An 18,651-nucleotide genomic window follows, 5' to 3' on the forward strand; every position below is an offset into this window, starting at 1 on the left:
GTGGCACAGGAATACACTGTTGAACAACTAAACCACGGCCGTAAAGTCTATGACTTTATGCGCTGGGACTTCTGGGCATTCGGCATCTCCGGGCTGTTGCTGATCGCGGCCATTGTCATTATGGGCGTACGCGGGTTTAACTGGGGGCTGGATTTCACCGGTGGCACGGTAATTGAAATCACGCTGGAAAAACCGGCTGAAATGGACGTGATGCGCGAAGCGCTGCAAAAAGCGGGCTATGAAGAGCCGCAGTTGCAGAACTTTGGCAGCAGTCACGACATTATGGTGCGTATGCCGCCAACCGAAGGTGAAACCGGCGGTCAGGTACTGGGTAGCAAAGTGGTGACGATCATTAATGAAGCCACCAACCAGAACGCGGCCGTGAAGCGTATTGAATTCGTGGGGCCAAGCGTGGGCGCCGATCTGGCGCAAACCGGCGCCATGGCGCTGCTGGTGGCGTTGATCTCTATCCTCGTTTATGTCGGTTTCCGCTTTGAGTGGCGACTGGCGGCAGGGGTGGTCATCGCGCTGGCGCACGACGTGATCATTACGCTGGGGATACTGTCGCTTTTCCATATCGAGATTGACCTGACCATTGTGGCATCGTTGATGTCGGTGATCGGTTACTCGCTGAACGACAGTATCGTGGTCTCCGACCGTATTCGTGAAAACTTCCGCAAAATCCGTCGCGGGACGCCTTACGAAATCTTTAACGTGTCGCTGACCCAGACGCTACACCGTACGTTGATTACCTCCGGTACGACGTTAGTGGTAATTCTGATGCTGTACCTCTTCGGCGGTCCGGTACTGGAAGGCTTCTCGCTGACGATGCTGATCGGTGTCTCTATTGGTACGGCATCTTCTATCTATGTCGCATCGGCGCTGGCGCTGAAACTCGGTATGAAGCGCGAGCATATGCTGCAGCAGAAAGTCGAAAAAGAAGGGGCGGATCAGCCGTCCATTCTGCCGTAAGCTGGCGTTAACATGACTGAAAAAAGCCGCAACATCGCAGGGTGCTGCGGCTTTTTATTATCCAGAATAAACTCGATTGCATGAGGAACTATCATGGCTATCATCCCCAAAAACTACGCGCGCCTGGAAAGCGGCTATCGTGAAAAAGCGCTGAAGCTGTTTCCGTGGGTGTGCGGACGTTGTTCCCGTGAGTTTGTGTATTCAAATCTGCGTGAGCTGACGGTGCATCATATCGATCATGACCACACCAATAACCCGGAAGACGGCAGTAACTGGGAGCTATTGTGCCTCTACTGCCACGATCATGAGCATTCTAAATATACCGAAGCCGATCAGTACGGTTCGACGGTCATTGCCGGGGAAGATGCGCAAAAAGATGTCGGCGAGGCGACTTATAACCCGTTTGCCGATCTGAAAGCGATGATGAACAAAAAGAAATAAGCAGGCTGCTGACAAAGCTGTTGGTGCTGTTGAATGTTAGGTTACGCTTCGCTCCACCCAACGGAATCCGCAATATAAATGAATTATTAGTTTTCGTAGGTCGGATGCAATCCGACATTTTTTCAGCCCCGGAGTTTGTCGCCAGACCCAAACGTCCTGTAACGCATACATTGTCACTGGAATCCCGATCGCAAGGTTGGGATTTTTTTGTTTTTAAGTCCTGCCGATACTGGCGAGCAGAGTAGAATCAGCGGTAAGCCGGGGCAACCCGGTGAGGCGCAATGTTGCGGGGGCTTGATCCCCGGTGGCCTTGTCGCTGGAAAGAGAAAACCCCCGCACATTGTTCGGTATTCACCGGCAACATTACGGGGGCTAACTTGACCCTAGACAAGTTGAGGATAGCCGCGAACCGTTGCCATTGCAACAAAGGCGGCAATATGACGCTCACAGAGTTGAGCATTACTATCTGGCACGATCTGGCGGCACCAACGCTGGTCGGGATTGCGACAGGTCTGTTTTTAGGCTGGTGGCATCGCCGGAAGTAATGTGAAGTGGGCGCGACTCGTCGCCGCATGGCAGCATGCGCCCGAAACGGGCCAGAGGGCGACCTCTGGCCTTTTTTGCAGGTTTAGAAGTTGTAACCCACGACCAGGTAGCCGCCCCAGCCGGTAGATTTCGCGCTGAAATCGCCGTCGCCCCAGTTCAGTTTTGCGCCATTCTGCCACTGTCCGCCGTTATGGAAGTAACGCGCAACGACCGAGTAGTGCCAGTGATCGTAGTTCAGCGCCAGGATATGGCTGGAAGCGATGGAATTGCTGGTACGGTTCGGATCGTCGCCTAAATCAGATCCCCAGTCAAAGTTGGTAAAGCCGATATAGCTCAGTTTACCGCCCCACAGATCGGTGATGGGGACGAAGTATTTCACTTTGAAACGGTAGCCGTCCCATTCGTTTTCATTGGACGCGCCGTAGTTTTGCCACTGATATTTCGCATACACGTTCAGCGACAGGCCCATCGGCAGGCCGGTGTCGATATCGGTCCCCAGACCCATATACCACGTGCTCTGGCGGCTGGCTTTGTTATCGCCCATATCGTAGATGTAGTTGTTGGCGAAATACCACTCTTTAAACGGGCCGAAGCTCAGGTCTGCGCCGGTCAGCTTATCAATCGAGAAACGCGGTTCGATTTCCATGAACAGCGGAGAACCGTCGGACCAGATACCTTTATCGTTGCCGTTACCCCAATCAAAGGTTTTGGGAATATCGATATAGCCGTAGAAATCAAACCAGTCTTTTTTGGCAAATGCTTCATATTCCAGATAGACGTCGTTGTTCAATTTCGGCGAGAAACGGGTATGGTAGCTGCCTACCACGTTTACGCTCTGGTGCCACCAGTCGGACAAATACTGCGGCTGATCATTTTCTGCTGCGTTAGCAGTAAAAGATGAGGTGAGCGCCAGCGCTGCGCTGACTGCGAGTAAAGTTTTTTTCATATGTATGCCACTGTTTGAAATCCCTTACGGGAGTGAAAAGAACGCAATTTGCGTTTCTAAATATTTCGTGTTTCTGCGGAGCCTATTATAAAAATCATTGCTCACAAAAATATGTCTTGTTTCACATATCTATCATTTACGTAATCGATTGCGTTCACGTTTGCGCATTTTAGGCGCGGCGACAGTACTATCTTTCATGAATATTACCAATCCATGTCATAAATGACGGAAATGTCAGTAGGGCAACAAAAGTCGCGCGGGGGATGTTGCGGAACGCACAAAACGCTCCGCCAGAACGTTTATTGATTAACAGGCTGAATATCATGGATGCGAATGAAGCCTAACTGCGCCGGTGTGATCCCCTTCAACGGTAACGAAATATTGACATCACTGGGCGCCAGCAAGCTGGCAGGGGCATTTACCAGAAGGCTCTGTGCATTCACCTCCTGATAGTTCTCCGTAGTGCCCTGAATTTGCCCGTACTCTACGGTAGCGCTGAATGCCGGCAGCGGATCGCGGGACTCGCCCTGAATGCGTAACGTTGCGTGAGCGCCGTCTGCGACAGGCGTAATCTCCAGCAATGTCATACGTAGCGTACCGATCTGACTCTCCAGCCGGGCAGGCGTATTGGCGCCAGGCAACAAATAGACGCCGCGGGTTGACTCCGCATTCAGCTTATTTTGTTGGGTAATTTTTACTGTTTCCTGATTCAGTTGGGTCATCTCTTTATTCAGGGTGCTAATGCTTTGATGCATCTGGCGAACTTCGCTCTGCGGCGCGCAGGCGGTCAGGCTCAAGAGACTTCCCACCAGGAGAATTCTTAGGTAACGTCTTGTCATGTCGATCATTTCCTTCATGGTTCGATAGCGTAATGGTAGTGCGCTATACGCACAAAGGCACCGATCCTTTATCTCAAAAGCGCTCCGCCTTTGTTGTCGCGCCAGTTCAGGGTAAAATAGCATTTCCTAAATCATCTGGTCAGGACGCCGTATGCATTGCCCATTTTGTTTCGCCGTAGATACCAAAGTCATTGACTCTCGTCTTGTAGGCGAGGGCTCGTCCGTGCGCCGCCGTCGGCAGTGCCTGGTGTGTAATGAACGCTTTACGACCTTTGAAGTGGCTGAACTGGTCATGCCGCGCGTGATAAAAAGCAACGATGTGCGCGAACCCTTTAATGAGGATAAGCTGCGTAGCGGCATGTTGAGAGCGCTGGAAAAAAGACCCGTCAGCGCAGATGATGTTGAAATGGCATTGAACCATATTAAGTCACAATTACGTGCCACTGGGGAGCGTGAAGTTCCCAGCAAGATGATTGGCAACCTGGTCATGGAGCAGCTGAAAAAACTCGATAAAGTCGCGTATATTCGCTTTGCCTCCGTCTATCGCAGTTTCGAAGATATCAAAGACTTTGGCGAAGAAATCGCTCGCCTACAGGACTAAGCCATGCAGGATGAGTTTTACATGGCGCGAGCGCTAAAACTGGCGCAGCGTGGACGTTTCACCACTCACCCGAACCCTAATGTCGGCTGTGTCATTGTTAACAATGGCGACATCGTCGGCGAAGGTTATCACCAGCGCGCCGGAGAGCCGCACGCCGAGGTCCATGCGCTGCGGATGGCGGGCGCAAAAGCCAAAGGCGCAACCGCCTATGTCACGCTTGAACCCTGTAGCCATCATGGGCGAACGCCGCCATGTTGTGATGCGCTGATTGCGGCTGGCGTCGCGCGCGTGGTCGCCGCGATGCAGGACCCGAACCCACAGGTCGCCGGGCGCGGACTGTATCGCCTGCAACAGGCGGGTATTGCGGTCAGCCACGGGTTAATGATGAGTGAAGCGGAGGCGCTCAATAAAGGCTTCCTCAAACGGATGCGTACCGGATTCCCTTATCTTCAGCTTAAACTGGGCGCCTCCGTCGACGGACGGACGGCGATGGCCAGCGGCGAAAGCCAGTGGATCACCTCGCCGCAGGCCCGGCGCGACGTTCAGCGCTTGCGTGCGCAAAGCCACGCTATCTTAACCAGTAGCGCGACGGTATTGGCTGACGATCCGGCCTTGACGGTGCGTTGGGCGGAGTTAGACGCCTCTACGCAAGCGTCTTACCCGCAGGAAAATCTGCGCCAGCCGGTGCGAATTGTTATCGACAGCCAAAACCGGGTAACGCCTGCGCATCGTATTGTGCAGCAGCCTGGCGAAACGTGGATCGCGCGTACCCAGGAAGATAGCTGCGCGTGGCCCGATTCGGTTCGTACTATCAGCGTGCCGGCGCACAACGGACATTTGGATCTGGTTGTGCTGATGATGCAGTTAGGCAGGCAGCAGATTAATAGCATATGGGTTGAAGCCGGACCGGGACTGGCGGGCGCGTTGCTGCAAGCCGGGCTGGTGGATGAACTGATTGTCTATGTCGCGCCTAAATTGTTGGGAACCCAGGCGCGGGGATTATGCGAATTGCCGGGGCTTGAGAAGCTCGCCGACGCGCCGCAATTTACCTTCAGCGAAATACGTCATGTCGGCCCGGATGTTTGCCTGCATATGGTGAGCGCATGAGTTCTCCCGTCGAAAGGGGAGCAGCGCTCAAATTATTATGATAAAATCCGCCCCCCTGCGGGGCCAAATGAACCCTGGAAGAGAGAATATGAACATTATTAAAGCTAACGTTGCAGCCCCTGACGCTCGTGTCGCCATCACTATTGCGCGTTTCAATCAGTTTATCAACGACAGCCTGCTGGATGGCGCGGTTGATGCCCTGACGCGTATTGGTCAGGTAAAAGATGATAATATTACCGTAGTGTGGGTGCCTGGCGCCTATGAACTGCCGCTGGCGACCGAAGCGCTGGCGAAAAGCGGTAAATACGACGCCGTGGTTGCGCTGGGAACCGTGATTCGCGGGGGGACTGCGCACTTTGAATATGTGGCAGGCGGCGCCAGCAATGGCCTGGCAAGCGTTGCCCAGGACAGCGGCGTGCCGGTAGCCTTTGGTGTTCTGACCACCGAGAGTATTGAACAAGCCATCGAACGTGCTGGTACAAAAGCCGGTAATAAAGGCGCAGAAGCTGCGCTGACCGCGCTTGAAATGATTAATGTATTGAAAGCCATTAAGGCCTGATTTTTTGTAAGGGGAATTCCGTGAAACCTGCTGCTCGTCGCCGCGCCCGTGAGTGTGCCGTCCAGGCGCTTTACTCCTGGCAGTTGTCCCAGAACGACATCGCTGATGTTGAATACCAGTTCCTGGCGGAACAGGACGTAAAAGACGTCGACGTTCTCTATTTCCGTGAACTGCTATCCGGGGTGGCGACTAACAGCGCGTACCTGGATGGTTTAATGAAACCGTATCTGTCCCGCCTGCTTGAAGAGCTGGGACAGGTTGAAAAAGCCGTGCTGCGTATTGCGTTGTTTGAGCTGTCAAAACGCAGCGATGTGCCTTATAAAGTGGCCATCAACGAAGCGATTGAACTGGCGAAAACCTTTGGCGCTGAAGACAGCCACAAATTCGTCAACGGCGTACTGGATAAAGCAGCTCCGGTGATTCGTCCCAACAAAAAGTGATTCACAGGCCGGAAAGATAGCGGGCGATGGATGATACCCGCCGTCTCCGGCCTTTTCTTTTTTTCTGCTGAGGCATAACGTATGGCATGTGGCGAGTTTTCCCTGATTGCCCGTTATTTTGACCGTGTAAGAAGCTCTCGTCTTGATGTTGAAACCGGTATTGGCGACGATTGCGCGCTCCTGAATATTCCTGAAAAGCAGACCCTGGCGATCAGTACCGATACGCTGGTGGCGGGCATCCATTTCTTACCCGATATCGATCCTGCCGATCTGGCGTATAAAGCGCTGGCGGTGAATTTAAGCGATCTGGCGGCGATGGGCGCCGATCCGGCATGGTTAACGCTGGCGCTCACGCTTCCTGACGTCGATGAGGCGTGGCTTGCCGCGTTCAGCGACAGCCTGTTTGAACAACTGGATTACTACGACATGCAGCTCATTGGCGGCGATACCACGCGCGGCCCGCTGTCGATGACGCTCGGTATTCATGGCCTTGTGCCAGCCGGTCGGGCGCTGAAACGTTCTGGCGCAAAACCGGGCGACTGGATTTATGTTACTGGCACGTTGGGCGATAGCGCTGCCGGGCTGGCGATTCTACGGGGTGATTTTCGCGTGGGAAGCTGGGGGGATGCCGACTATCTGGTCAAACGCCATCTGCGCCCGACGCCGCGTATTTTACAAGGACAGGCACTACGCGATCTCGCCAGTTCGGCGATCGATCTTTCCGACGGTTTGATCTCCGATCTTGGTCACATTCTGCAAGCCAGCAACTGCGGCGCGCGAATCGATTTGGAGGCGCTGCCTGACTCCGAAGAACTGTGGGGACATGCCAATGATCCCGAACAAAAGCTTCGCTGGATGTTATCCGGCGGCGAAGATTATGAACTGTGCTTTACCGTCCCGGAGCTGAACCGTGGCGCGCTGGATGTCGCGCTTGGTCATCTGGGCGTGCCGTTTACCTGTATCGGGCAAATGACGGCGGATATCGAAGGGATCGCCTTTGTGCGTGACGGAGAACCTGTCACTTTTGACTGGAAAGGATATGACCATTTTGCCACGCCATAAAGATGTTGCGAAAAGCCGCTTGAATTTGCGCAACCCGTGGCATCTGCTCGCTACCGGCTTTGGCAGCGGGCTGAGCCCCGTGGTGCCGGGCACGATGGGCTCGCTGGCGGCGATCCCCTTCTGGTATTTGATGACGTTTCTGCCGTGGCAGCTTTATTCGCTGGTTGTGATGTTTGGGATCTGCATTGGCGTTTATCTTTGCCATCAGACGGCGAAAGATATGGGCGTACACGACCACGGCAGTATTGTCTGGGATGAATTTATCGGTATGTGGATAACGCTAATGGCGTTGCCGACGACGGACTGGCAGTGGGTGGCTGCCGGGTTCGTTATTTTCCGCATTCTGGATATGTGGAAACCCTGGCCGATCCGTTGGTTTGATCGCAACGTGCACGGCGGCATGGGAATTATGATCGATGATATCGTCGCCGGCGTGATATCCGCTGGCATACTGTATTTTATCGGTCATCACTGGCCGCTCGGTATTATTTAAAGGGTTTGCCGGATGGCGGCGTAAACGCCTTATCCGGCCTATCCCCGAACAATATGTCGATTTCGCAGGCCCGATAAGCGCCGCGCCATCGGGCAATGGCAGATTATTTAAATCCCACCACCGGATGTTGTTTGTACGGCGTTTCGAGTTCGGCAATCTGCTCCGGTTTGAGCGTTAAATCAACGGCATTCAGCAACTCATCTAACTGCTCTTCACGCGAAGCGCCGATAATCGGCGCGGCGACGCCTCGTTTACTGAGTAGCCAGGCCAGCGCGACCTGCGCTCGCGTTGCGCCAAGCGCCTCGCTGACGCCAGCCAGCCGTTCCGCTATTTGCGCATCATTTTTATCGCTTTCAGCGTATAAATTTTTACCCACGTCATCCGAGACCAGCCGGGCCGTGGTTTCTCCCCAGGGGCGAGTTAAGCGCCCGCGCGCCAGCGGACTCCACGGAATCACGGCGACGCCTTCCTGCCAGCACAGCGGTAGCATCTCACGCTCTTCCTCGCGGTAGATCAGGTTATAGTGATCCTGCATGGTGACAAACGGCGCCCAGCCGTGTTGTTTTTGTAGCGCCAGCGCCTGGGCAAATTGTGAGGCGTGCATTGAGGAAGCGCCGATATAGCGGGCTTTACCCGCCTTTACCACGTCGTTTAGCGCTTCCAGAGTTTCTTCTATCGGCGTGGTGTAATCCCAGCGGTGGATTTGCAGGATATCGACATACTCCATTCCCAGACGGGTGAGGCTATCGTCAATAGAGCGCAGGATTTGCGCGCGGGACAATCCTTCCGGCAGATCGCCGACGCGATGGAAGACTTTCGTCGCTACCACCACCTCGTCGCGCCGGGCGAAATCACGCAGCGCGCGACCGACAATCTCTTCGCTGCTGCCGTCGGAGTAGCTGTTGGCGGTATCAAAAAAGTTAATGCCGCCCTCCAGGGCGCGCTTGATGATGGGACGGCTGCTCTCTTCGGGAAGCGTCCAGGCGTGATTGCCGCGACTCGGCTCGCCGAATGTCATGCAGCCCAGACAAAGGCGGGAAACCCGAAGATCTGTATTTCCTAACGTGTTGTATTGCATGACTCCGCTCCTGTTATACCCGTCACTCTTCAAGCATAGCAGGAGCAAAGAGGGGATTATGCCAGCCAGGCCTTGATTTTGGCTTCAATGCCTGCGGCGTCGAGCCCCAGTTCCGCGCGGGCTTCTTCCTGCGTTCCTTGCGGGATAAAGAAATCCGGAAGACCGATATTCAGCACAGGTACAGGTTTACGATGGGCCATTAGCACTTCGTTTACGCCGCTGCCAGCGCCGCCCATAATGGCGTTTTCTTCCAGCGTCACCAGCGCGTCATGCTGCGCGGCCATCTCCAGAATTAACGTGTCGTCCAGCGGCTTAACAAAGCGCATGTCGACCAGCGTGGCGTTCAGCGCTTCGGCGACTTTCGCCGCCTCAGGCATTAAGGTACCAAAGTTCAGAATCGCCAGTTTTTCGCCATGACGCTTCACAAGGCCTTTACCAATAGGCAGTTTTTCCAGCGGGGTTAGCGCCACGCCCTGCGCATTACCGCGTGGATAACGTACTGCCGTCGGGCCGTCGTTATAGTGATACCCGGTAAATAACATCTGGCGACATTCGTTTTCGTCGCTTGGCGTCATGATCACCATATCCGGGATGCAGCGCAGATAGGAGAGATCGAACGCGCCCTGGTGTGTTTGTCCATCCGCGCCAACGATACCGGCGCGATCGATGGCGAACATGACCGGCAGTTTCTGGATAGCGACGTCATGGATAACCTGATCGTAGGCGCGTTGCAGGAAAGTAGAGTAGATCGCCACGACGGGCTTATAGCCGCCAATCGCCAGACCTGCGGCGAAGGTGACGGCATGCTGCTCGGCGATGGCGACGTCAAAATAGCGATCCGGGAATTTACGTGAAAATTCCACCATGCCGGAACCTTCGCGCATTGCCGGGGTGATCGCCATCAGCTTGCTGTCTTTGGCGGCGGTTTCACACAGCCAGTCACCGAAGATTTTTGAATAGCCTGGCAGACCGCCGCTGCTTTTCGGCAAACATCCACTGGAAGGATCAAATTTAGGCACCGCATGGAAAGTGATCGGATCTTTTTCCGCGGGCTCATAGCCGCGGCCTTTCTTGGTCATGATATGCAGGAACTGCGGGCCTTTCAGGTCGCGCATGTTCTTCAATGTGCTGATAAGCCCCATGACATCGTGACCATCGACCGGCCCGATGTAGTTAAAGCCCAGCTCTTCGAACAGTGTGCCCGGCACAACCATGCCTTTAATATGTTCTTCGGTACGCTTGAGCAGTTCTTTAATTGGCGGTACGCCGGAGAAGACCTTTTTTCCGCCTTCGCGCAGAGAAGAGTAAAGCTTACCGGAAAGTAGCTGCGCCAGATGGTTGTTGAGCGCGCCGACGTTTTCCGAAATCGACATTTCATTGTCGTTCAGAATGACCAGCATGTCGGGCCGGATATCGCCTGCGTGATTCATTGCTTCAAACGCCATACCGGCGGTGATGGCGCCGTCGCCAATCACACAGACGGTGCGGCGATCTTTGCCTTCTTTCTCCGCCGCTACGGCAATACCGATACCGGCGCTGATGGAGGTGGAGGAATGCCCAACGCTCAGCACATCGTATTCGCTTTCTCCGCGCCACGGGAACGGATGCAGACCGCCTTTCTGGCGAATGGTGCCGATTTTGTCGCGACGACCGGTAAGGATTTTATGTGGATAAGCCTGGTGTCCAACATCCCAGATTAGCTGGTCAAACGGGGTGTTGTAGACATAATGCAGCGCCACGGTAAGTTCTACCGTGCCCAGCCCGGAAGCGAAGTGCCCGCTGGAACGGCTTACGCTGTCGAGTAAGTAGCGGCGTAGCTCGTCGCAGAGTTTCGGCAGACTCTCTTTCGGTAACAGTCGTAACTCCTGGGTGGAGTCGACCAATGCCAGGGTAGGGTATTTGGCTATATCAAAACTCATCGCAAGCTCATTGGATATGGGGTTTATTTATCACGCTGGATTATGTAGTTCGCTAGCGCTTCCAGTGCCGAGGTGTCCAGTGATTGCGCGGCCAGCTGATGTAACGACTGACGGGCGTCCTCTATCAGGTCCCGGGCTTTATTCCGGGCTTGCTCAAGACCCAGAAGTGCAGGGTAGGTACTTTTGCCAAGCTGCTGGTCTGCGCCCTGACGTTTACCTAACGTTGCAGTATCGCCCACCACATCCAGAATGTCATCCTGAACCTGGAAGGCAAGGCCGATACTCTCTGCATAGCGGTCAAGTATCGGCAGAGTATTCCGTCCTTTATCGCCCGCGCTCAACGCGCCAAGTCTAACGGCGGCGCGAATGAGCGCGCCGGTCTTATGGCGATGAATGCGTTCCAGCGCGTCCAGAGTGATCCGCTGGCCTTCTGCCGCCAGATCCAATGCCTGACCGCCGCACATACCGGCGATGCCGCTGGCGTTCGCCAGTTCGGCGATCATCGCGATACGATCGCGATCGGCGACTTCCGGCATCGGCGCGTCGCTGATAATGGCAAACGCCAGTGTCTGCAACGCGTCTCCCGCCAGGATTGCGTTGGCTTCGCCAAATTTAATATGGCAAGTCGGCAGGCCGCGACGCAAATCGTCATCGTCCATTGCTGGCAGGTCGTCATGGATCAGCGAATAGGCATGAATGCATTCGACCGCCGCAGCTGGCGCATCCAGCGTTGCCGTACTGACGCCAAACATTTGACCGGTGGCGTAAACCAGAAATGGCCGCAGGCGTTTACCGCCTAATAATGCGCCATACTGCATGGCTTCGACCACGGGAGTGTTCTGAAAGGGCAGTGGCGCGATAAAACGGCTCAGCGCCTGATTCGCTTGCGTTACGCAAGCCTGTAGCTGCTGCGTAAAGTCCATTTACTCATTATCCGCGATAAAAGGCTCAGGTGAAGCCTCTTCATTATCAGACAGCAAAATTTGCACGCGCTGTTCCGCCTGCTGAAGTTTTGCCTGCCCCTGACGCGCCAGTTGTACGCCGCGCTCGAATTCATTCAGCGCGTCTTCCAGCGGCAAATCGCCGCTTTCCAGGCGGGTAACAATATGTTCCAGCTCGCTCAGCGCAGTTTCAAAGCTGGCGGGCGCCTCATTTTTCTTCGGCATGATGACTGTTTGACTCTCTGTAATGGCAGCACAAGTCTATGGTAACGGACTCACACTGATAAGCAAATAACGCGCAATGGTAAGGGGAAATGCGCAAGATGTCCGTGATAGTGATATACTTCCGCGCCTGGATGCAGCCGTAGGTATGGGCTGCTGTACTATTTCTCCACGACAAGCCTTAGATAGCTTGCTAAAGAACCATTGCCGCCATGAAGTTTATCATTAAATTGTTCCCGGAAATCACTATCAAAAGCCAATCTGTGCGTTTGCGCTTTATAAAAATTTTAACCGGGAACATCCGTAACGTTTTAAAGCACTACGATGAGACCCTCGCGGTTGTCCGTCACTGGGATAACATTGAAGTTCGCGCCAAAGATGAAAACCAGCGTCTGGCGATTCGCGACGCGCTGACCCGCATTCCGGGGATTCACCATATTCTTGAAGTCGAAGATGTGCCGTTCACCGATATGCACGACATTTTCGAGAAAGCGTTGGCGCAGTATCGCGAGCAGCTTGAAGGCAAAACCTTCTGCGTGCGCGTAAAACGTCGCGGTAAGCATGAGTTTAGCTCCATTGAGGTGGAGCGCTATGTTGGCGGCGGATTAAATCAGCATATTGAATCGGCGCGCGTGAAGCTCACTAACCCGGATGTGACGGTGCATCTGGAAGTGGAAGATGATCGCCTGCTGCTGATCAAAGGGCGTTATGAAGGTATTGGCGGTTTCCCGATTGGCACCCAGGAAGATGTGCTGTCGCTGATCTCCGGCGGTTTTGACTCCGGCGTCTCCAGCTATATGCTGATGCGTCGCGGCTGCCGCGTACACTACTGCTTCTTTAACCTTGGCGGCGCGGCGCATGAAATCGGCGTTCGCCAGGTGGCGCATTACCTGTGGAACCGCTTTGGCAGCTCCCATCGCGTGCGTTTTGTGGCGATTAACTTCGAACCGGTGGTCGGCGAGATTCTGGAGAAAGTTGACGACGGCCAGATGGGCGTGGTGCTCAAACGTATGATGGTACGCGCGGCGTCGAAAGTAGCGGAACGTTACGGCGTACAGGCGCTGGTGACCGGCGAAGCGCTGGGCCAGGTGTCCAGCCAGACGCTAACCAATTTGCGCTTGATCGATAACGTGTCTGACACGCTGATCCTGCGCCCGCTGATCTCTTACGATAAAGAGCACATTATCAACCTGGCGCGCCAGATTGGTACGGAAGATTTTGCCCGTACGATGCCGGAATACTGTGGCGTGATTTCAAAAAGTCCGACGGTGAAAGCCATTAAAGCGAAAATTGAAGCCGAAGAAGAAAATTTCGACTTCAGTATTCTCGATAAGGTGGTAGAAGAAGCGAACAACGTCGATATTCGTGAAATCGCCCAGCAGACCCAGCAGGAGGTGGTGGAAGTAGAAACCGTTAGCGGTTTTGGCGCCAACGATGTGATTCTGGATATCCGTTCTGTCGACGAGCAGGATGACAAGCCGCTGAAAGTGGAAGGTGTGGACGTGGTTTCGCTGCCTTTCTACAAGCTGAGCACTAAATTTGGCGATCTCGATCAGAGCAAAACCTGGCTGCTATGGTGCGAACGCGGCGTAATGAGTCGCCTGCAGGCGCTCTATCTGCGCGAGCAGGGGTTTGTCAATGTGAAGGTGTATCGCCCGTAATTCCTTTGCCGGGTGGCGGCTATGTCCTCCCGGCCTACCGTTTTATTTCTGTCCCAACCGTTTTGCAATGCGCTCCAGCTTCATCATCAGCAGCAGCGTCATGGCCACCAGCACAATAGTCAGCGCCGCGCCATCGGCGATATTTCCACGGTCGGTCAGGCTAAAGATAGCCACCGGCAGCGTCGTCCAGCCCGGCGGATAAATCATCAGCGTCGCGCCCAACTCCCCCATGGAGAGCGATAAACTCAGCGCCAGCGCTGACATCATCCACGGCATCAATAACGGCAACGTCACGTGACGCAGACGATACCAGGGCGATGCCCCCAGACTCGACGCGACGTTTTCAATATCGGCGGAAATTCGCGCCAGTCCGGTCGACACGTTACTGAAGGTAAAGGCGGAAATCAGCACAAAGTGCGCTGTCAGCACAATCCATAGGGTGCCGTTCATTTGCAATGGCCCCTGGCTGAAAGCAACCAGAATGCCCAGGCCCACGGACACTGACGGAATCGCACTCGGCAGATAGAACACCATACTTAACCATTTCTGCGTTTTCACCCCATATTGACGCAGCGCCAGCGCTGCCCAAACGCCGCAAAGCAGCGCAAACAGGCTGGCGCAAAAGCCAATCGTGAGGCTGGCAAGTAGGGCATCCCATGCCGCACCGTGCAGAGCGTTAACAAAGTGGTTCAGCGTGAAGCCACTCGGCAGAATACCGTTCCACTGCTGGCTAAGGCTGGACATCAGAATCACCGCCAGCGGCAGGAAAAAGAACACGATAAACAGTACGCTAGCCACAACGCCCGCCGCTGCGCGTCCTTTAGGTGACCAAATTAGCATGGCTGGCTCCTTACGCCGGTACGCGATGCCGCCAGGCGATAGAGAGAGAACAGCCCCAGCGACAAGACAATGTTAATCAACGCAATCATGCAGGCGACCGTATAGTCGGACTCCAGAATCGCTTTGCTGTAAACCATCATCGGCAGGGTGTTAACCCCTTTCGCGCCAATAAACAGTACGATGCCAAACTCGTTAGTGGTCAACAGCAGGCACAGGCTGCCACCAGCCATCAGCGCCGGTAGCGCCGCCGGGAAAATCACCTGCCCAATCACCCGTAACGGGTGCGCCCCCAGAATGCTGGCTGCCTCTAGCTGGCTTTTATCAATTTGCCGCAGCGCGGCCATCAGTGGCCGCATCACCAGCGGAGTGAACACCGTGATCTCCGCCAGAATGACCCCCTGCATCGAGTAGAGAAAATCCACCGGCGGTAGCTCAAAGGCAAACAGGCTCATCAGCGTACCGTTGAGCAGACCCGCTGACCCATAAATAAAGGTGAACGCCAGCGTAATCAGGAAGGTCGGCAGCGCAATAAAAGTATCGACGACCCGACCAATCAACTCGCTTCCGGGGAAAGGAATAAACACCAGAATCAGCGACATCACGCTGCCCAGCAGCAGGCAACCGGCGGTGGCGAAAAAGGCGATTTGCAACGTGTTCAGCAACGCGCCGACAAAGCGTTTCGAGTCGACCACCTGGCGGAAGGTCTCGAGCCCGATGTCGCCATTGGCACCGCGTAGCGCCTGTTCAACGATGAGCGACAGAGGCCAGAAAAACAGCGTCGCCAGCACCAGCAACGGGAGCAGCAGCCACAGCAGCGGGCGTAGGTTAAGCGCCGGTTTTTCCAGAGGTAAAATGAGTGACATGGTTATACCTCAATCAGGACCGCATCATCCGGTTCGAACCACAGCGCCAGCTTGTCGCCCACGCGCGGCAGCGGATTGACATGCGTCAACACCATCCGCACCGTTTCGCCAGCAACGTCACACAACAGATGGGTTAAATCGCCCTGCCAGTGTACCGATTGCAGTGTGGCGTTGAAGCGGTTGCTGTCGGCCGAACGCGGCGTCAGGCTGAGGTGCTGAGGACGAATGCACAGCAGTTTGTTGTAACCGTGGTGGCTGCCCCGGCTGAACGCGCGAATCACCGCACCGCCGCAGCTGACGTCCACCAGCCCCGGAGCCTCCGTTATCCCCAGCGCGATGGCGGAGAGAATATTGGCGCGGCCTAAGAATTCGGCGGCAAAACGATTGGGCGGATGCTGATATAGCGCGCGGGTTTCGCCGTGAGCAATCAGCGAGCCATCCTTCATAATGCCGATTTTATCGGCAAGGGTGAGCGCTTCCGTTTGATCGTGGGTGACGTAGAGAATAGTGAGTTCCGGCAGCTCACGGTGAAGACGGGCGATTTCTTCCACCATATTATGACGAATCTGTGCGTCCAGCGCTGACAGTGGTTCATCCAGCAACAGCACGCGCGGGCGCACGGCAATCGCGCGGGCGATGGCCACGCGTTGCTGCTGGCCGCCGGAAAGTTGATGCGGATAACGGGTGGCGTAATCACTCATGCCAACCGTTTTCAGCGCCTGCGTTACACGCTCATTAATTAGCGCCTTTGGCTGCTTCTGCGCACGCAGGCCAAAAGCGACGTTGTCTTCCACTTTCAGATGCGGGAACAAGGCGTAGTTCTGCACCACCATCGCCAACCCGCGTTTATAGGGTGGCAGATGGGTGACGTCCGTATCGCCAATCAGAATACGACCGCCTGCAGGTTGCACAAAGCCCGCAACCGCACGCAGCACCGTCGTTTTTCCAGATCCTGATGGGCCAATCAGCGCCAGCACTTCGCCAGGTTCAATCGTCAAAGAGAGCGGTTTAAGCACCACGTTGCCGTGATACGCAACGCGCAGCGAGTCGAGGACTATCCCCGATGTCCCCTGCGATGCAGGGACGTGAACGGCAGTCGTTTTCATCAGCATCAGGCTTACTCGCTTTCGGTCACTTTGTGCCAACGGCTAATATCTGCCGACAGCGAAACGGCTACGTCATCCCAATTTGGCTGCCAGCTCTGCACGCCTTCTAACGCGGCAGTGGCGGCCTTGTAATGTTCGTCGCTCGGCGTCACGTCGCTGCGTACCGGCATTCCCCAGGAGAGTTCGCTGACGCGAGTCTGCGCTTCTTTACTCAGCAGGAAGTTAATCAGCTTTTTACCATTTTCACTCTGCGGCGCCCCCTGGACCAGGCCAATGACATAAGGGATGGCCAGCGCGCTGCGCTCGCCTTTGTCGTTGGCCGGCCAGAAGATTTTCACGTTCGGGTTACGTTCCATCTGCGCGAGGTTCATTTGCAGGTCGCCGTTAGCGACGTAGATTTCACCTTTATTAACCAGCGCGGTTAGCTTGCCGGTAGAGGCAGATGGCCCGACGTTATTGGCCTGCAGCTTGCCGAGATACGCAAAACCGGCATCTTTACTGCCGAAGCTGTGGAAAGCCTGCAGCATCACCGCCGTGCCGTCAGCGGCCTGACCTGGCGTGGAATACTGGAGTTTATTTTTGAATTTACCGTCAAGCAGATCCTGCCAGCTCGCCGGGGCAGTTTTCAGCAGCTTGCTGTTGTAGATAAAGCTCAGATAGTTCTTTACCAGCGGCGAATAAAGGTTGTTGGCATCGGGGATAGCCGATGCGGCGTCGGTGTTAAAGTTCGCCAGCAGCTTTTCGGCGGCGGCGCGCTGAATGAATGGCGGCGCGGTTACCAGCACGTCGGCCTGCGGATTCGTACGCTCTTTTGCCAGGCGTTCCACTACCACGCCACCACCGCCTTCAACATAGCGTACGCTAATGCCGGTCGCTTTGGTGAATGCGTCAAACTGCACCTGGTACCAGCTGTTATCGCCATCGTGCAGCCCGTCGATGGAGTACACTGTGACCACCGATTCCGCCCATGACGGGGCGCTGGCGAGAGCGAAGACAGGCAGCAGAGCAAGTCGGGAAAGTTTCATCGTAATAGCCTCATAGCGTACGTTGCATTTCCTGGCCTATACCAGGTTTGCTTTTTACGCTAAACGGCTTATATGACAAAACGATGAAAGAGAAATAAATCAGTCCACGCCGGAGGATGCTGCGCTTATCCGGATAGCCGTGAGACGATACGATTGACAGGCCGGATAAGGCCCGCAGCCAACATCCGGCGCACCCGCTAGTGGGTATCTACCTCAATGCGCAGGCTGTCGTGACGCCAGTATTCGATATCCAGATCCAGCACTCGCCCGTGTTGATCGTAGTTCAGACGGCGCAGCAACAGCGCCGGGCGTCCTTCCATAACTCCCAGCGCCTGTGCGGCCTGCGCAGGCATGGCGGTGGGGTAGAACGACAGATGCATGCTGGTATAGACGAGGTTGTAGTGCGACTCGTATACCTCGGTCAGGCTGCCGTTGAGATCGTACTGCAGCAGCTCAGGCACGCGGGCGGGCAAACAATGGTTTTCGCAGTAGCACACGGCGCGGCCATCGGCGTAACGCAGACGGGTCAGCAGATAGATTTGATCAAACGGCTGGAGCTGGAGGGGCTCCATGACCTCGACAGGCACGGTGGTTAACACGCCGCTCAGTAGCGCGGTTTTTGGCTCCCGCCCCTGCTCGCGGCAAAGCTTATGGAAGTTGGTGTTCTGGGTCGGATCCAGCCACAGGCGTTCCGGCGTAACGAACCAACCGCGACGATCGGCGCGCCAGATAAGCCCACTGGACTCCAGCTGTGCCAGACTTTCGCGAATAGTAATGCGCGTGGTGTTGAAGATCGCGCACAGTTCGCGTTCAGACGGCAGTTTATCACCGCTTTTCAACGCACCGCTCTGAATACGCGCCTGAAGCTGCGCCTTGATCAACAGGTACTGCGGGATATCGCCCGGGATAGATTTCATGCTTACTCGCTTCCGTTTTGCCTGCCGCCATTATACAAGCAGAGATGAATTTTTTGTTGCAGCGCGATTTTCT

General features: G+C 55.1%; 21 protein-coding genes and 1 pseudogene. 10 read left to right on the top strand and 12 right to left on the bottom strand.

Going from position 1 to position 18,651, the window contains the following annotated elements:
- From secF to ABVN44_RS04535, 3 genes are all read left to right on the top strand, one after another.
- Complete coding sequence (gene secF, locus ABVN44_RS04525; RefSeq protein ID WP_000046629.1) at nucleotides 1-972, top strand: protein translocase subunit SecF; 972 nt, start codon at nucleotides 1-3, stop codon at nucleotides 970-972.
- 93 nt (nucleotides 973-1,065) lie between these two features.
- Nucleotides 1,066-1,413: an HNH nuclease YajD gene (gene yajD / locus ABVN44_RS04530; RefSeq protein ID WP_000974818.1), complete on the top strand. Its 348-nt coding sequence runs from the start codon at nucleotides 1,066-1,068 to the stop codon at nucleotides 1,411-1,413.
- Nucleotides 1,414-1,850: 437 nt separating this feature from the next.
- On the top strand, nucleotides 1,851-1,958 hold the full coding sequence (locus ABVN44_RS04535) for a type I toxin-antitoxin system toxin Ldr family protein (protein ID WP_000176312.1): 108 nt from the start codon (nucleotides 1,851-1,853) through the stop codon (nucleotides 1,956-1,958).
- A gap of 83 nt (nucleotides 1,959-2,041) precedes the next feature.
- On the opposite strand, the gene ABVN44_RS04540 is transcribed toward ABVN44_RS04535, so the two are convergent.
- Complete coding sequence (locus ABVN44_RS04540) at nucleotides 2,042-2,905, bottom strand: nucleoside-specific channel-forming protein Tsx (protein ID WP_000752021.1); 864 nt, start codon at nucleotides 2,903-2,905, stop codon at nucleotides 2,042-2,044.
- 299 nt (nucleotides 2,906-3,204) lie between these two features.
- Nucleotides 3,205-3,744, bottom strand: coding sequence for a DUF3251 domain-containing protein (locus ABVN44_RS04545; protein ID WP_000198486.1), 540 nt, complete (start codon nucleotides 3,742-3,744; stop codon nucleotides 3,205-3,207).
- A gap of 151 nt (nucleotides 3,745-3,895) precedes the next feature.
- Between ABVN44_RS04545 and nrdR the strand changes: the two genes are divergently transcribed.
- The 6 genes from nrdR to pgpA all read left to right on the top strand — a co-directional run bounded on the left by nrdR (nucleotide 3,896) and on the right by pgpA (nucleotide 8,006).
- Nucleotides 3,896-4,345, top strand: a complete 450-nt coding sequence (nrdR, locus tag ABVN44_RS04550; RefSeq protein ID WP_000543533.1) for a transcriptional regulator NrdR — start codon at nucleotides 3,896-3,898, stop codon at nucleotides 4,343-4,345.
- 3 nt (nucleotides 4,346-4,348) lie between these two features.
- The gene (gene ribD, locus ABVN44_RS04555) at nucleotides 4,349-5,452 is read left to right on the top strand and encodes a bifunctional diaminohydroxyphosphoribosylaminopyrimidine deaminase/5-amino-6-(5-phosphoribosylamino)uracil reductase RibD (RefSeq protein WP_129339474.1); all 1,104 of its coding nucleotides are present in this window, start codon (nucleotides 4,349-4,351) and stop codon (nucleotides 5,450-5,452) included.
- A gap of 88 nt (nucleotides 5,453-5,540) precedes the next feature.
- Nucleotides 5,541-6,011 carry a 6,7-dimethyl-8-ribityllumazine synthase gene (gene ribE / locus ABVN44_RS04560; protein ID WP_001021372.1) on the top strand — a complete coding sequence of 157 codons (471 nt, stop codon included), beginning with the start codon at nucleotides 5,541-5,543 and terminating at the stop codon, nucleotides 6,009-6,011.
- 20 nt (nucleotides 6,012-6,031) lie between these two features.
- A complete protein-coding gene (gene nusB, locus ABVN44_RS04565; RefSeq protein ID WP_000801129.1) occupies nucleotides 6,032-6,451 on the top strand; it encodes a transcription antitermination factor NusB in 420 nt (139 codons plus the stop codon).
- Between the two features lie 81 nt (nucleotides 6,452-6,532).
- Entirely contained in the window at nucleotides 6,533-7,513 is a 981-nt protein-coding gene (gene thiL, locus ABVN44_RS04570; RefSeq protein WP_000752133.1) for a thiamine-phosphate kinase, read from the top strand.
- Nucleotides 7,491-8,006, top strand: coding sequence for a phosphatidylglycerophosphatase A (pgpA, locus tag ABVN44_RS04575; protein WP_000154063.1), 516 nt, complete (start codon nucleotides 7,491-7,493; stop codon nucleotides 8,004-8,006). The genes thiL and pgpA overlap by 23 nt, the downstream gene beginning before the upstream one ends.
- 4 nt (nucleotides 8,007-8,010) lie before the next feature.
- Here pgpA and ABVN44_RS04580 read toward each other — a convergent pair.
- From ABVN44_RS04580 to xseB, 5 genes and pseudogenes are all read right to left on the bottom strand, one after another.
- Nucleotides 8,011-8,102 (bottom strand): annotated as a pseudogene (locus tag ABVN44_RS04580) (hypothetical protein); the annotation flags it as partial.
- A 7-nt stretch (nucleotides 8,103-8,109) separates the two neighbouring features.
- Nucleotides 8,110-9,084, bottom strand: a complete 975-nt coding sequence (locus ABVN44_RS04585) for an aldo/keto reductase (RefSeq protein ID WP_001199869.1) — start codon at nucleotides 9,082-9,084, stop codon at nucleotides 8,110-8,112.
- Nucleotides 9,085-9,140: 56 nt separating this feature from the next.
- Nucleotides 9,141-11,003 (bottom strand): 1-deoxy-D-xylulose-5-phosphate synthase, encoded by a 1,863-nt coding sequence (dxs, locus tag ABVN44_RS04590; protein WP_000006777.1) that lies wholly within the window; start codon nucleotides 11,001-11,003, stop codon nucleotides 9,141-9,143.
- A gap of 23 nt (nucleotides 11,004-11,026) precedes the next feature.
- Nucleotides 11,027-11,926 carry a (2E,6E)-farnesyl diphosphate synthase gene (ispA, locus tag ABVN44_RS04595; RefSeq protein WP_000348074.1) on the bottom strand — a complete coding sequence of 300 codons (900 nt, stop codon included), beginning with the start codon at nucleotides 11,924-11,926 and terminating at the stop codon, nucleotides 11,027-11,029.
- Entirely contained in the window at nucleotides 11,927-12,169 is a 243-nt protein-coding gene (xseB, locus tag ABVN44_RS04600) for an exodeoxyribonuclease VII small subunit (protein ID WP_001124944.1), read from the bottom strand.
- A 209-nt stretch (nucleotides 12,170-12,378) separates the two neighbouring features.
- Between xseB and thiI the strand changes: the two genes are divergently transcribed.
- Complete coding sequence (gene thiI, locus ABVN44_RS04605) at nucleotides 12,379-13,827, top strand: tRNA uracil 4-sulfurtransferase ThiI (protein WP_000668649.1); 1,449 nt, start codon at nucleotides 12,379-12,381, stop codon at nucleotides 13,825-13,827.
- A gap of 42 nt (nucleotides 13,828-13,869) precedes the next feature.
- On the opposite strand, the gene phnV is transcribed toward thiI, so the two are convergent.
- The 5 genes from phnV to phnR form a co-directional block, all read right to left on the bottom strand.
- Nucleotides 13,870-14,667, bottom strand: a complete 798-nt coding sequence (gene phnV, locus ABVN44_RS04610) for a 2-aminoethylphosphonate ABC transport system, membrane component PhnV (RefSeq protein ID WP_023231323.1) — start codon at nucleotides 14,665-14,667, stop codon at nucleotides 13,870-13,872.
- On the bottom strand, nucleotides 14,661-15,530 hold the full coding sequence (phnU, locus tag ABVN44_RS04615) for a 2-aminoethylphosphonate ABC transporter permease subunit (protein ID WP_001658871.1): 870 nt from the start codon (nucleotides 15,528-15,530) through the stop codon (nucleotides 14,661-14,663). Before phnU ends, phnV begins: the two co-directional genes overlap by 7 nt.
- Before the next feature lie 2 nt (nucleotides 15,531-15,532).
- Nucleotides 15,533-16,642, bottom strand: coding sequence for a 2-aminoethylphosphonate ABC transport system ATP-binding subunit PhnT (phnT, locus tag ABVN44_RS04620; protein WP_023231322.1), 1,110 nt, complete (start codon nucleotides 16,640-16,642; stop codon nucleotides 15,533-15,535).
- 5 nt (nucleotides 16,643-16,647) lie between these two features.
- On the bottom strand, nucleotides 16,648-17,661 hold the full coding sequence (gene phnS, locus ABVN44_RS04625; protein ID WP_023231321.1) for a 2-aminoethylphosphonate ABC transporter substrate-binding protein: 1,014 nt from the start codon (nucleotides 17,659-17,661) through the stop codon (nucleotides 16,648-16,650).
- Between the two features lie 197 nt (nucleotides 17,662-17,858).
- Nucleotides 17,859-18,578: a phosphonate utilization transcriptional regulator PhnR gene (phnR, locus tag ABVN44_RS04630; protein WP_000836268.1), complete on the bottom strand. Its 720-nt coding sequence runs from the start codon at nucleotides 18,576-18,578 to the stop codon at nucleotides 17,859-17,861.
- Between the last annotated feature and the right edge of the window lie 73 nt (nucleotides 18,579-18,651).

The sequence above is a fragment of the Salmonella sp. SJTUF15570 genome (genome assembly GCF_043357055.1).
GTDB classification, from domain to species: domain Bacteria; phylum Pseudomonadota; class Gammaproteobacteria; order Enterobacterales; family Enterobacteriaceae; genus Salmonella; species Salmonella enterica.

Bases quoted from the DNA above. Each gene is read 5' to 3' on its own strand.
- yajD (WP_000974818.1), top strand. From the start codon at position 1,066: ATGGCTATCATCCCCAAAAACTACGCGCGCCTGGAAAGCGGCTATCGT.
- ABVN44_RS04535 (WP_000176312.1), top strand. From the start codon at position 1,851: ATGACGCTCACAGAGTTGAGCATTACTATCTGGCACGATCTGGCGGCA.
- ABVN44_RS04540 (WP_000752021.1), bottom strand. From the start codon at position 2,905: ATGAAAAAAACTTTACTCGCAGTCAGCGCAGCGCTGGCGCTCACCTCA.
- ABVN44_RS04545 (WP_000198486.1), bottom strand. From the start codon at position 3,744: ATGACAAGACGTTACCTAAGAATTCTCCTGGTGGGAAGTCTCTTGAGC.
- nrdR (WP_000543533.1), top strand. From the start codon at position 3,896: ATGCATTGCCCATTTTGTTTCGCCGTAGATACCAAAGTCATTGACTCT.
- ribD (WP_129339474.1), top strand. From the start codon at position 4,349: ATGCAGGATGAGTTTTACATGGCGCGAGCGCTAAAACTGGCGCAGCGT.
- ribE (WP_001021372.1), top strand. From the start codon at position 5,541: ATGAACATTATTAAAGCTAACGTTGCAGCCCCTGACGCTCGTGTCGCC.
- thiL (WP_000752133.1), top strand. From the start codon at position 6,533: ATGGCATGTGGCGAGTTTTCCCTGATTGCCCGTTATTTTGACCGTGTA.
- pgpA (WP_000154063.1), top strand. From the start codon at position 7,491: ATGACCATTTTGCCACGCCATAAAGATGTTGCGAAAAGCCGCTTGAAT.
- ABVN44_RS04585 (WP_001199869.1), bottom strand. From the start codon at position 9,084: ATGCAATACAACACGTTAGGAAATACAGATCTTCGGGTTTCCCGCCTT.
- dxs (WP_000006777.1), bottom strand. From the start codon at position 11,003: ATGAGTTTTGATATAGCCAAATACCCTACCCTGGCATTGGTCGACTCC.
- ispA (WP_000348074.1), bottom strand. From the start codon at position 11,926: ATGGACTTTACGCAGCAGCTACAGGCTTGCGTAACGCAAGCGAATCAG.
- xseB (WP_001124944.1), bottom strand. From the start codon at position 12,169: ATGCCGAAGAAAAATGAGGCGCCCGCCAGCTTTGAAACTGCGCTGAGC.
- thiI (WP_000668649.1), top strand. From the start codon at position 12,379: ATGAAGTTTATCATTAAATTGTTCCCGGAAATCACTATCAAAAGCCAA.
- phnV (WP_023231323.1), bottom strand. From the start codon at position 14,667: ATGCTAATTTGGTCACCTAAAGGACGCGCAGCGGCGGGCGTTGTGGCT.
- phnU (WP_001658871.1), bottom strand. From the start codon at position 15,530: ATGTCACTCATTTTACCTCTGGAAAAACCGGCGCTTAACCTACGCCCG.
- phnT (WP_023231322.1), bottom strand. From the start codon at position 16,642: ATGCTGATGAAAACGACTGCCGTTCACGTCCCTGCATCGCAGGGGACA.
- phnS (WP_023231321.1), bottom strand. From the start codon at position 17,661: ATGAAACTTTCCCGACTTGCTCTGCTGCCTGTCTTCGCTCTCGCCAGC.
- phnR (WP_000836268.1), bottom strand. From the start codon at position 18,578: ATGAAATCTATCCCGGGCGATATCCCGCAGTACCTGTTGATCAAGGCG.